The 12,190-nt window shown below is 56.2% G+C and carries 11 protein-coding genes and 1 pseudogene; 7 read left to right on the top strand and 5 right to left on the bottom strand.

The annotated features are described in order from the left end of the window. Positions 1–38 precede the first annotated feature (38 nt). The 6 genes and pseudogenes from ACFSW5_RS11175 to ACFSW5_RS11150 all read left to right on the top strand — a co-directional run bounded on the left by ACFSW5_RS11175 (position 39) and on the right by ACFSW5_RS11150 (position 5,136). Complete coding sequence (locus ACFSW5_RS11175; protein ID WP_379272749.1) at positions 39–674, top strand: YigZ family protein; 636 nt, start codon at positions 39–41, stop codon at positions 672–674. A 34-nt stretch (positions 675–708) separates the two neighbouring features. After that, a pseudogene (locus ACFSW5_RS11170) lies at positions 709–825 on the top strand (DinB family protein); the annotation flags it as partial. A 546-nt stretch (positions 826–1,371) separates the two neighbouring features. Then, positions 1,372–2,166 (top strand): sulfate ABC transporter permease subunit CysT, encoded by a 795-nt coding sequence (cysT, locus tag ACFSW5_RS11165; RefSeq protein WP_379272882.1) that lies wholly within the window; start codon positions 1,372–1,374, stop codon positions 2,164–2,166. Then, positions 2,163–2,960, top strand: a complete 798-nt coding sequence (locus tag ACFSW5_RS11160; RefSeq protein WP_379272747.1) for a sulfate ABC transporter permease subunit — start codon at positions 2,163–2,165, stop codon at positions 2,958–2,960. The genes cysT and ACFSW5_RS11160 overlap by 4 nt, the downstream gene beginning before the upstream one ends. Before the next feature lie 3 nt (positions 2,961–2,963). Further along, complete coding sequence (locus ACFSW5_RS11155; protein ID WP_379272745.1) at positions 2,964–4,025, top strand: sulfate/molybdate ABC transporter ATP-binding protein; 1,062 nt, start codon at positions 2,964–2,966, stop codon at positions 4,023–4,025. A gap of 40 nt (positions 4,026–4,065) precedes the next feature. Continuing rightward, positions 4,066–5,136: a sulfate ABC transporter substrate-binding protein gene (locus ACFSW5_RS11150; RefSeq protein ID WP_379272743.1), complete on the top strand. Its 1,071-nt coding sequence runs from the start codon at positions 4,066–4,068 to the stop codon at positions 5,134–5,136. Positions 5,137–5,423: 287 nt separating this feature from the next. Here ACFSW5_RS11150 and ACFSW5_RS11145 read toward each other — a convergent pair whose 3' ends face one another. From ACFSW5_RS11145 to ACFSW5_RS11125, 5 genes are all read right to left on the bottom strand, one after another. After that, positions 5,424–6,224 (bottom strand): Cof-type HAD-IIB family hydrolase, encoded by an 801-nt coding sequence (locus ACFSW5_RS11145; RefSeq protein WP_379272741.1) that lies wholly within the window; start codon positions 6,222–6,224, stop codon positions 5,424–5,426. A gap of 145 nt (positions 6,225–6,369) precedes the next feature. Next, complete coding sequence (locus ACFSW5_RS11140) at positions 6,370–7,158, bottom strand: IucA/IucC family C-terminal-domain containing protein (RefSeq protein WP_379272739.1); 789 nt, start codon at positions 7,156–7,158, stop codon at positions 6,370–6,372. A 22-nt stretch (positions 7,159–7,180) separates the two neighbouring features. Next, positions 7,181–8,221: a FecCD family ABC transporter permease gene (locus ACFSW5_RS11135; protein ID WP_379272737.1), complete on the bottom strand. Its 1,041-nt coding sequence runs from the start codon at positions 8,219–8,221 to the stop codon at positions 7,181–7,183. Next, on the bottom strand, positions 8,218–9,231 hold the full coding sequence (locus tag ACFSW5_RS11130) for a FecCD family ABC transporter permease (RefSeq protein WP_379272735.1): 1,014 nt from the start codon (positions 9,229–9,231) through the stop codon (positions 8,218–8,220). The genes ACFSW5_RS11135 and ACFSW5_RS11130 overlap by 4 nt, the downstream gene beginning before the upstream one ends. A 3-nt stretch (positions 9,232–9,234) precedes the next feature. After that, complete coding sequence (locus ACFSW5_RS11125; RefSeq protein ID WP_379272732.1) at positions 9,235–10,290, bottom strand: ABC transporter substrate-binding protein; 1,056 nt, start codon at positions 10,288–10,290, stop codon at positions 9,235–9,237. A 305-nt stretch (positions 10,291–10,595) separates the two neighbouring features. On the opposite strand from ACFSW5_RS11125, the gene ACFSW5_RS11120 reads away from it, so the two are divergent. Beyond that, positions 10,596–12,011, top strand: coding sequence for a S41 family peptidase (locus tag ACFSW5_RS11120; protein WP_379272729.1), 1,416 nt, complete (start codon positions 10,596–10,598; stop codon positions 12,009–12,011). Positions 12,012–12,190 lie beyond the last annotated feature (179 nt).

Raw genomic sequence — 12,190 nt, 5'->3', positions numbered from 1 at the left:
CGCCGTTTTTTTGTTATATGGGAAAGGAGGGGAAAGCTATGAGCCTGACTCGTTACCGGACAATCCGGCAGGAGGGCGTTCAGGAAATCGTCATTAAAAAATCGCGTTTTATCGGCCATGCAAAGCCTGTCGAGAGCGAGGAGGAGGCGATTGCATTCATCGAGGAAATCAAACGCCAGCATCGGACCGCCACTCACAATTGCTCCGCTTATATGGTCGGGGAACGCGATCAGTTCCAGAAGTCTTCGGACGACGGGGAGCCGAGCGGCACGGCCGGCAAACCGATACTTGAAGTGATCAAGAACAAAGGGCTCAAAAACGTCGCCGTCGTCGTTACCCGTTACTTCGGAGGTATTATGCTCGGCGCCGGCGGACTTGTTCGGGCCTACACGGACGGGGCTGTCGCAGGCATCGAAGCGGCCGGAGAAATCGTTCGCGTGCTTCATCGGGAAGTGTTCGTCGAGGTCGATTATACGTGGTACGGCAAGCTGGAGAACGAGCTGCACGGGCGCGCCGTTCGTGTTGGCGGAACCGATTTTACCGATCGGGTAACGGTGAGGTGCTTGCCCGAGGAGCCGGAGGCGGATGACTTTATCGCTTGGATCACCGACTTGACCCAGGGGCAGGCGGTTATCGCCCAAGGCGAAAGCCTGTATTTCATTGAAGGGGAGTAAATGGTATTTTTGATATGGGAATACGATGTGAAGACTGTTAACTCATGTAGAGACACACGAATTTCATCACAAAGGTCAAATCGTATGGATGGCAAGACATTTGGGCGCTCCGCCTCCAGCCGATGATCGTTTAGGCGGATTGTTTACCTAAAGCCCCAAAACCGGGAAGAGGTGTAGAATTGGAAACTTTAGGATCCCTTCCCCGTTTATGAAGACGACAATTCCGCCGCATTTGACTTCGCCAACATGAGCATCAATTTGCCGGGTCGCGTCAGACAATAACAAAATAAATCTTTGGCGAGTCCGTTATTCAACGGATACGCCAGTTCAATTTACCGCCTTTTCGTAAAGGCGGTTTTATTTTGGTCAAATATCTCGTTCACGAATCCGCAGATCGGCATCTCATTGCGAACCATTCGCCCATTTCTGAATAAACATCTATATATAAGCAACCGCTATATGCTCCATCAGAAAATTTGAGAAAGATTTTTTCGCCGAAGCTCTTCGAGAATGGTCGGCCGCGGTTAAAGGTTGCTGCTATCGCCAATAAGAATTGGTAAAAAAGCATTGACGCCATGCTCCTTTTTCTGTTAAATTTGAAATACCTAGTATCCTAATAGGAATTATCTTATTCGACGTTGAGGGCATGCCTACGGCTCGAGCCGACGGTTTGGAGGTTAAGTCACAAGTGAATGCTATGTTTCGGGGCCGAGGATGGAGTTTCGGCTTTCGCAGCGCGGTACTGTTGTATTTTATCGTCCTTATCGTATTTCCCATTATCGGAATTTATACCCAATCCTTCTCGCAGGGGTTCGTCCCTTTCTGGGAGAGCGTGTCCGATCCGCTCGCTTGGAAAGCGGTGCTGCTTACGATCAAGCTTGCTCTGATTTCGACGCTCATTAATATGGCGCTCGGCACGATGGTCGGCTGGGTGCTAATCCGTTACCGGTTTCCGGGACGCAGCCTGCTGAACAGCCTCGTCGATTTGCCGTTTGCGCTGCCGACGGCCGTCGGCGGCTTAATGATATTGCTGTTGCTTGGCCCGCGCAGCCTATTCGGCCAGATGGGACTTGAAATCGTATTTCACGAGCCTGCGATCGTCATTGCGATGGTATTCGTCACGTTCCCGTTTGTCATTCGCGCGGTTCAGCCGCTGTTGGAGGAATTGGACAAATCGGAGGAAGAGGCCGCTTATACGCTGGGCGCGTCGAAAGCCCGGACGTTCGTCCGGATCGTGCTTCCGTCGATGCTGCCGGGAATCGTAAGCGGCGCGATGCTGGCGTTCTCCCGGGCGCTTGCCGAATTCGGCGCGGTCGTGCTCGTAGCCGGCAATATTCCGGGCAAAACGCTGATCGCTTCCGTTTATATTTTCGGCGAGATCGAAAGCGACAACCCGCAAGGGGCTGCCGCCGTATCCGTGCTGCTGCTTACGCTCTCGTTCGTTATTCTTTGGTTCATCAACCTCGTTCAAGCGAGGAGGCTGGGCCGATGAGAAAACCGTTAATTTTGGCTACTTACTTTGTTTTTGCCGTTTTGCTTATTATTCCGCTGCTCAGAATATTTACCAGCGCATGGTCGGAAGGGTGGTCCGGTTTTATCGACGGCTTAACCCGGCCCGAAGCGCTGCACGCTTTAATGATGACCGGCATTATCGTTGTGATCGTTACGATTATCAATACGCTGTTCGGCGTGATGCTGGCGATTTATCTCGTTCGGGCGCCTTGGCTTGGCGAACGTTGGAAAAGGCTGCTGAACAGCATCGTCGATTTGCCTTATGCCGTATCGCCCGTTATCGGCGGGTTGATGATCGTTCTTATATTGGGTCCGGATACGGCGGCCGGGGCGCTGCTGGAGAGGGCGGGCGTATCCGTCGTGTACGCGCTGCCGGGCATAATTCTGGCCACGCTGTTCGTGACGTTCCCGCTTATGGTGCGCGAGGTGATGCCGGTGCTTCAGGAGATCGGCACCCAGCAGGAGGAAGCGGCATCGATGCTTGGCGCCTACCCGTGGTATACGTTCTGGAAGGTAACCTGGCCTTCGATCCGGTGGGGCGTCATCTACGGCGTCGTCCTTACCGTGGCCCGCTCGCTCGGCGAGTTCGGAGCCGTTCTGGTCGTGTCGGGCAACATCATCAACAAGACGCAGACGGCTACGACGCTTGTGTATCAGGACGTAGAAAATTTCAACCTCGTTGCGGCAAATGTCGTGGCGCTTGTGCTTGCGGCGTTTTCGATCGGTTTGCTGCTGCTGATGGAATGGGCGAAAAAACGAAAGGAAGTGCACTAAGCGATGCATATCGAGGTCCGGAATTTAAATAAAAGCTTTGGCGATTTCCATGCGGTGCAAAATGTAAGCTTTCAGATCGAAAAAGGCCATCTGATCGGCTTGCTGGGACCGAGCGGCGGCGGCAAAACGTCGATCCTCCGCATGCTTGCGGGCCTTGAGACGCCGTCCTCGGGCGATATATTGTTCCATGGACAGCGGGTGAACGATTTGCCGCCGCAGGAGAGAGGAATCGGCTTCGTATTTCAGAACTATGCTTTGTTCAAGCATATGACCGTTTACGATAATATCGCTTTCGGCTTAAAGGTGAAGAAGCAATCCAAAGAGCGGATCCGCGAGCGGGTCATGTCGCTGGTCGAGCTGACGGGCCTCAAAGGCTTCGAGCACCGCTACGCCCACCAGCTGTCCGGCGGACAGCGGCAGCGGGTCGCATTCGCGAGAGCGCTGGCGCCGGAGCCGCAGCTGCTGCTGCTGGATGAGCCGTTCGCCGCCATCGACGCCAAAATCCGGACGGAGCTTCGCACATGGCTGAAGGAAATGATCGAGCGCGTCGGCATTACGTCGATCTTCGTTACGCACGACCAGGACGAAGCGATCGAAGTCGCCGACGAAATTATGATTATCAATAAAGGAAGGCTAGAGCAGAAGGGAACGCCTTGGGATATTTACAAAAATCCGCAGACGCCTTTCGTGGCGAGCTTTATCGGCGAATCGACGATCGTCGAGGACGTCGCCGGCCTGAAAGGCTTCGAGGATGCGGCGGGCAACGGGACGAAGGCGCTTGTCCGGCCGGAATATATCGAGGTAGGCAAGCCCGGCGAGATTCGGCTCGCGTCGGCCGCGATGGACGGTATTGTGAAGCATGTCCACTTCCGCGGCAGCGAATGGCTGGTGGAGCTGGAAGCGGACGGCGTGAAGCTCGTGACGTACCGCCCGCTGGAAAGCGAAGTGCTTCACCCGAACGAGCGGGTCAGCATCTTGCTGCACCGGGCTTATCTGTTTAACGACGAGAAAAGCTGGATTGCCGAAAACCGGCTGAAGGTCGACCCGATGCCGATTTATATTTAAACGATGATTCCGATTTTCACCCGGAGGTAGGTGCACAAAAGTGTCGCGAGTTCGATTTACAAGCCGGAAGGCGTTCGCTCTGCTGCTTGCCGCGCTGCTGCTCGTTGCGGCAGGCTGCTCCGCAGGCGGACGGGCGGATGAAGAACAACCTTCCGGATCTACCGCGCAAAGCGGCGATGTAACGCTTGTAATCGGAGCGTATTCCGTCGTAAAGGACGCGTTTAAGGAGCTGCTGCCCGCCTTTCAGCGGTATTGGCTGGAGAAGACGGGACAAACGGTCGTTTTCCAGGAATCGTACGAAGCTTCGGGAACGCAGGCGAGAGCCATCGTAGGCGGTTTCGAGGCCGATGTAACGATGCTGGCGATGGAAGGCGACGTCGACAAAATCGCCGATGCCGGTCTCATTACCCACGATTGGAAAAGCGGGGCCGGAGGCGGCATGATTACGCGCTCCATCGTCGTGATGGGGACGCGCCCCGGCAATCCGCTGCAAATCCGCGATTGGGAGGATTTGACCCGCAAAGGGGTTAAGGTACTGTATCCGAACCCGAAGACGTCGGGCGGCGCCCAATGGGACATTAACGCCATGTACGGAGCCGGATTGAAGAAGTCGGAAGCCGAGACGGGCCGGAAGGATCCGGCTTACGCCAAAAGCTTCCTGAAAGCCGTTCACGCGAACGTGGAATCGCTGGACAAAAGCGGGCGCGCTTCGATGGCTGCGTTTGAATTCGGCGTAGGCGACGTCATCGTCACGTACGAGAACGAGCTGCTTGCCCGGATCAAGCAAGGCGTCGATTACGACATTGTCGTGCCGAGCTCGACGATCTTGATCGAGAATCCGGCCGCGGTCGTCGACCGCAACGCCGACGAGCACGGAACGCGCGAGGTGGCGGAGGCGTTCGTCGCGTACTTGCAAACCGAAGAGGCGCAGCGCATATTCGCCGATTACGGCTTCCGCCCGGTCAACGAGCGGGTGGCGCAAGAAGTGGCGGGCAAATACGAGGTTCCGTCCGGATTGTTCGACATCTCGTATTTGGGCGGCTGGGACAAGGTGCGGAGCGAGCTTTATTCGAAGAAAGGCGTATGGTACCAGGTGCTTGCGGATTTGTAGGATAAGAGCGGTACGCTCAAAAAAAGCTATAACGAAATAGACGTAACGCAATACACGCCAAAAAACCATCGCGACGAAACGCCGTTAAGCGTATCGTCGCGATGGCTTTTTTTGTTCGAATGGACTAACTTGCAGCGTGTCCCGCAGGGACAGAAGCGCTCCTTGCACGGATGATGTTCTCTGCAGCTCTGTCGCAATGTTCGTTATTTCTTTTGGGGTGGCCTTCAGGAGCTACGCCCCTTGGGGTCCCCCTTACGACAAGGGGGATTTAGGGGGTTGGGAGCGTCTTATGCGCGCTGCAATATGAATTTCTCGATCACATGCCGGACGCCTTCTTCGTTGTTGGTCCGCGTCACATAATCGGCGATTTCCTTGAGCGCGGGAATTGCGTTGCCCATCGCCACGCCAAGGCCGGCGGATTCGATCATTTCGTGATCGTTCCAGGCGTCGCCGATGGCGATCGTTTGCTCCATCGTGCAGCCGATATGCGAAGCCAGGAAGCGAAGCGCGTGTCCTTTGGTGCCTTCCTTATGCATGATTTCCAAGTAATGCGGCTTCGATTTCGTAATATGGGTGCGGTCGCCGATCAACGCCTTCAGTTCGGGAATGAGCCGGTCCAAATAATCGGGATCGTCGATGATGAGCATTTTGGGCGTCGGCTGCTCCACCAGCTTTTCGTAATCAGGCTCCACCACATACGGAATGTTGGTCAGCTTCGAGTATTTCCGGATTTTGTCGTTGTCTTCTTTCGTATACAGAATATCGTCCGCATAGAGCTGCAGATGCAAGCCGCGTTCCTCGGTGAACGCGAACAGCTCCCTCGCGGCGTCTGCCGGCACGAACCGTTCGTACAGCGCCTTGCCGTCGAGCAGCGTTTTGACGAGCGCGCCTTGATACGTGATGATGGGCACGTTCAGCTCGATTTGGCGGGCGATTTTTTGCGCCGACGCAAACATGCGGCCGGTTGCGAGGGTGACGGTTACGCCTTGCCGGATCGCTTCCTCCATCGCTTGTTTGGTCCCTTCCGTAACGGTCAGGCTATCGTCCAGCAGCGTGTCGTCGATGTCGATCGCAATCAGTTTGTACATGAATTAAGGCTCCTCTCCTTCTCTATCCATAATCCGTTACAACTGATTGTACTCGAAATCGCGCGGAACGTCCAAATAGGCGGCAGGAACCGGCCGGCGCAGGGCGTTTCGCGAGCCGATACGGTTCATCTTTGGTTAAGGACTATTAAGTTGCTTCGGCATGATTGTTCTTCGGACAAACCGAGCAATAGGACGGCTCATCGGACGTCCGATAATAGAGGCAGCACGTTCGGCGGATGCGGATCGGCTGCCCGCTATCGGGAACCGGCCGCTTGGGCGAGTCGAATTTGGCCAGCGGGTTTGTTTTTTCGCCGAACAACGCCGCCGGCGCCGTAAGCAAATACGCATAATCGTCCCGAATGCGGGCAAGCTGGCTTGGACTCGCTCCTTCGCTTATTTTTTTCTCGTACAGCCAATAGACGTTGACCGCCGTATTTTCCCACAAAGTCGCGGCGGACGTTTTGGCCGTGCGGGAGACCGTTCGCCACACCTTGGAGATGTTCTCCGCAAATATGGTCCGGATCACCTCGTCGCGGAACGCGCGGCGGTCCGCGTCGGTCGGCGTGATAACGCGCCAATCGGTTAAGCGCAGCTTCGGCAGCCATGTGCCGTTGTCGCGAAGCGAAGACTCGACATGCCCGTTGCCGGCCGATACGTCCATTCCTTTGTCATACATCGTCATGGCATACAGGGCGGGGATAACGGTCAAAAAGCTGTACCGTTTCGCAAACAGCGACCCCGCGACGAGCCGGGGCGGCGCTCCGAACAGCTCCGACGTCCGGTCGATGTAGGCGGTGCACGATTCATCTTCAAGCAGAAGCGCCGAAGGTATGGAGTGGGCGCGGTCCGGCGACGCTTCGGCCGTCAGCCGGAACTGCCCCGTTAGGTTGACGATCTCTTCATTCGTAAACGACGATTGTATGGCGGTCGGCATAATGGAACTCCTCCTTCGCGGATTAAGCTGGCCGGTGACGGCTGCGATAAAGCAAATAGATAAAAAACGGCGCGCCGATCCCCGATACGAATACGCCCGCCGGGATATCGAGCGGCAGAAACGCGGTCCGGGCCACGACGTCCGCCGCCGCCACGATCGTTCCGCCGATTAGCGCGGAAGCGGCAACGTTAGGACCGAACGGGCGGCCGATCAGCTTTCGGGCCATATGGGGCGCAATGAGTCCGACAAAGCCGATGCCTCCCGCGTATGCGACGGCCGAGCCCGCCAAAGCGACGCAGATCGCCAGCATGGACAACCGGTGCGCCTGCACCCGTACGCCAAGTCCGGAAGCCGTTTCGTCGCCAAGCTCCATGACGCCAGCGGCTCTGGAATAAAAGACGGATAAAGGGATAAGAACGGCCGTCCATGGCAGGAGGGCGTATACATCGCTCCACGTTGCTCCGTAAACGCTCCCGGTTAACCATAGATAAGCGCTTAACGCCGAATCGATATCGCTCATGACGATCATCGTCGTCGTTAGCGCTCCGGTGAACGCGGCGAGCCCGATGCCGACGAGAACGAGGCGAACGGGGGAAACGCCGCGTTTCCAGGCCAAACTGTAAATCAAGGCGGACACGGCGCTTGCCCCGGCGATGGCAGCGACCGGAAGCCACCCGATGCCGACCGTGCCGGACAGATACGTCATAAAAAAGACGGCCGCAAAGGAGGCGCCGCCCGTAACGCCGATGACGTCCGGCGAGCCGAGCGGGTTACGGACCACGCCTTGCATGATCAAACCCGCCACGCCAAGCGCCGCTCCCGCCAGCATGGCCAGAACCATTCGCGGCAGCCTGACCGTATCGACGGCAAAGGCGAGATCGCCGTTTCCCGCCCCCGCTAAATGGATGACGACATCCACCGGATTCAGCATCGTGCTGCCGACCGACAGTCCGCCCAGAAACAGGGCGGCGGTTATGACCGTCAAGGCGGCGATAACCGCAGCTCTTTTTTTATTGGCCGCAAAGGGAGCCGTTCCCGAACGGTTTCGATAAGGGATATTCATGTTTGAACCGGCCTCCTGCGCGCAAGGTAAATAAAGAAAGGCGTTCCGATCAGCGCCGTCATGACGCCGATCGGCATCTCTTGCGGCATAATGATGAACCGCGCCGCGACGTCGGCCAGCAGCAGCAGGCTGGCGCCGTATACCGCGCAATACGGGATGATCCACCGGTAATCGGTTCCGACAAGCCCGCGAACCATATGGGGAACGACGAGGCCGATAAAGCCGATCGAGCCTCCGACCGCAACGGAGCCGCCGGCCAGCAAGACGATAACGGCAATCATCGCCAGCTTGACCGCATTCGTGCGTTGGCCCAAGCCTTTGGCGATATCCTCGCCCGATGTCAAAATATTAACGGGATGCGCGAGCAGGAAGGCGGCGATCCAGCCTCCGATCATAAAAGGCAATATCGGAAGCAGCATATCGGCCGTTCTGCCGGCTACGGAGCCGGCAAGCCAGAACAAGATGCCTTCGAGGTTCTGCTGGCTCGTGACGAGCGCGCCTTGCGTCAAGCAGACGAATAAGGCGGAGATCGCCGCTCCGGCCAGCACGAATCTCATCGGCGATACGCTTCTTCCGCCGAGAGACCCGAGCGCGTAAACCATCAAGGTCGAGACTGCGGCTCCTGCAAAGGCGATCCACATGTAATGGACAAGCGAAGCGACCGAGAAAAAAGAGATCCCCGCGACGATAAAAAAGACGGCTCCCGAGTTGATGCCGAAAATGTCGGACGAAGCAAGCGGGTTTTTCGTTAACGCTTGAAGGAGCGCCCCGGCAATCGCCAGGCTCGCTCCGATGACCGCGGCGATAAGCGCGCGGGACAACCTCGAAGTCGTAATGATAACATGCTCCGTTACGCTTTCGTCATAGGCGAAAAAAGCGTTCCAAACCGTCTTCAGCTCCATCGGCGTTTGACCGAACGAAACGCTGGCCATGAAGGCGGCCGCCATAAGAAGCAGCCCCGACGTAAGCCCGAACCATTTGGCCCAAGTGCGCGAAAATAAGCTCAACATCGATTACGGTTCCAGTCCGAAATGCTCATAAAGCTGGTCGAGAAGCAGATTGGCGGACGTGATGCCGCCGGCCAGATTCCATACAACCTCGTCGATCATATAGACCTGATCGGCTTTGACCGCGTCAAGCGTTTTCCAGAGCGGGTGATTCGTCCATTCCTCGTACATGGTTTGAACGGCTTCCTCGTTGCCCGGGTCCGACAAAAATACGAAAAAGACTTCGGCGTTCATGCTCGGGATGCTTTCTTTGTCCGTCAGCTTCACCACGACCGTTCCTTTGTCCGCCTCTTTCTGCTGGTATTCGGACCGGGTGAAGCCAAGCTCGTTCAATATGTCTCCGGCATATCCCGTCACGTAAATGCGGGCGTGGTCCGACCTGAAATTAAGAACCGACGCCTCGATCGGCCACTGATCGCCCAGCTTTGCCGCTATTTTTTGCTTGAAATCGGCGACTCTTCCGTCCCAGTCGGCAAGAAGCGCGCTCGCCTGCTCTTCTTTGTTCAAAGCTTGCCCCATTAATTGTACCGTGTCTTTAAACTTGAAGACGGTCTCGTGCGTAATCGTCGGCGCGATTTTCGACAGCTGCTCGTATATGGCCTCGTGCCTCAGTTTCGACGCGATAATCAAATCCGGCTTCAGCTTGGCGATTTCCTCCAGGTTCGGCTGCGTTTCCTCGCCGACGATCGGAACCCCTTCAAGATCCGCTCTCAAATATTGATAGACCGGCTGCTCCGCCCACGATTCAACGATCCCGACCGGCTTTACCCCCAAAGCGACGGCGATATCCGACGCGCCTTGATACAACGTTACAACACGTTGCGGCGTGCCGCTCACTTTCGTCGTTCCCATTGCGTGCTCGATCGTTCGGACTTGCCCGTTCCCGGCTTCGGTTTGTCCGCCGTTTCCGGCTGCGCCGCCGCCTCCCGAGCCCGATGTGCTCTCCTGCTCCTGCCGTTCGGGCACGCGAGTCTCGCCCTGCGCTTGTCCGCAGCCGGCGATAACGGCCACAACCAGCAGCACGTAAGCCGTAACAACCATAAGCTTTCTTGACCTTAACATCCGAGAAAACTCCCCTTTATAAAAATGTTAATAATAATCATTCTCATCCGGTCGGTAAAAGGGAAGCCGGGTTCAAAGCGAACTCGGCCGGATCTAGTTGTTTGATAATGATTATCATTCTTCGATGTGATAATAATATGGGACGGGTGCCGGTGTCAATCGGTTTTTGGATTTTTTTGACGTGAATGGCCGGCGCTGCCGTCCGTTATTTAACTATTCGCCGCGAGTGCGATATAATTAAGGCTTACCGGGTTATCGGAAACGAAGGATGGCCTGCGAGCCATGCGCATACGGGAGATGAACAAATGTACGACATGAAGGATGGAAAAGAGAACAAGCGGGGCTGGAAGACCGTCGCCGGCGCGATTGTATGCGCGGCGGTCGGTTTTTTGCTGTGCTGGGGGTGGATGCTTTACCGGTATCCGATGCTGAAGGAGCCCGCATTTCATAATTTTGCCGCTTCTTATCAAACGATTATGGATAAATATTTGGAGGGCGCGGACGCGAAGAAGTTAATCGACGGCGCTTCGGAGGGGATGGTCGCTTCGCTTGGCGATCCGTATTCCAGCTATATGGCCGGCGAGCTTGGCGAAGCTTACAAGGATAGCTACGAAGGAGAGTTTTACGGCATCGGGGCGGAGGTCCGGCAGGAGGACGGCCAATTCGTCATTAACGCCTTGACGAAGGACGCGCCGGCGGAGCGTTCCGGCTTGCTGCCCGGCGATAGAATTACGGCCGTTGACGGGAATTCCGTGGAAGGGCTGACGCTTCAGGATTTGGTCGGCAAGCTGCGCGGGGACAAAGGAACGAAAGTGAAGGTGACCGTGGAGCGCCCGGGGGAACAGGAGGCGATCGATTTCGAGCTGACGAGGGAAGCGATTCCGGTGGAGACGGTAAGCTACCGTATGCTGGAGGACGGTATCGGCCTCGTTACGATTAGCCGGTTCGCCGAAAAAACGGCCGAGGAGTTCGATGCGGCCATTGCGGCGCTTAAGAAGGAAGGGGAAATGAAAGGGCTGCTGCTCGATTTGCGTTCGAATCCGGGCGGGCTGCTCGAACCGACTCTCGAAATCGCCGATATGCTTGTGCCGAAGGATAAAACGGTGGTGCAGGTGGCCTATAAAGACGAGAAGCCGGTCATTACGTACAAATCGAGGCAAAAGGAAGCCTGGAACATTCCGATCGCCGTATTGGTGAACGGACAATCGGCAAGCGCGAGCGAAGTGCTGACGGCGGCATTAAAGGAATCGGCCGGAGCCGTCGTCATCGGGGAGAAGACGTTCGGCAAAGGAATCGTGCAAGCGTTCAGCCAATTCAAGGACGGATCGGTGCTTAGCCTGACGCAGGCCCAGTGGAAATCGCCGAACGGCGAATGGATCCATAAGCAGGGCATCAAGCCGGATATCGAGATCAAGCTGCCGGATTACGCGTATTTGAAGGCTATTTCGTCGAGCAGCAAGCTGAAGCTCGGAAGCTACGGCGACGACGTGAAGACGCTGCAGACGATGCTGAAGACGCTTGGGTACGGCCCCGTCGGCGACATCGGTTATTTCGGCGAGCAGACGGCTTCGGCGCTGCGCGCGTTTCAGCAGGCGGAAGGGCTTGAAGCGACGGGCGAATACGACGGCAAGACCGCTTACCGGATGATTGAGCTATTGTCGGCGAAGCTGGAGCAGGAGGACACGCAGCTTCAAAGAGGGATTGAAGAATTGAAGAAATAGTTACCGGCGACATCGTTCGGACGGATGGTAAAGGAGCATAGAGAAAAGCCAAGCGACGGCAAACTGTACTTTTCGATTGCAGAAAAGTGCGGTTCGGGGCCAAGCTTGGCTTTTTTCATAATTAGCGTGGGAAGGCCCGCCCTATTTATAATTGAATTAATTCGAGTAAAGGGGGAGTT

The organism is Paenibacillus thailandensis, from assembly GCF_042685365.1.
Lineage (GTDB): Bacteria > Bacillota > Bacilli > Paenibacillales > Paenibacillaceae > Paenibacillus_AP > Paenibacillus_AP thailandensis.
This window is presented reverse-complemented; position numbering and strand designations above follow the sequence as displayed.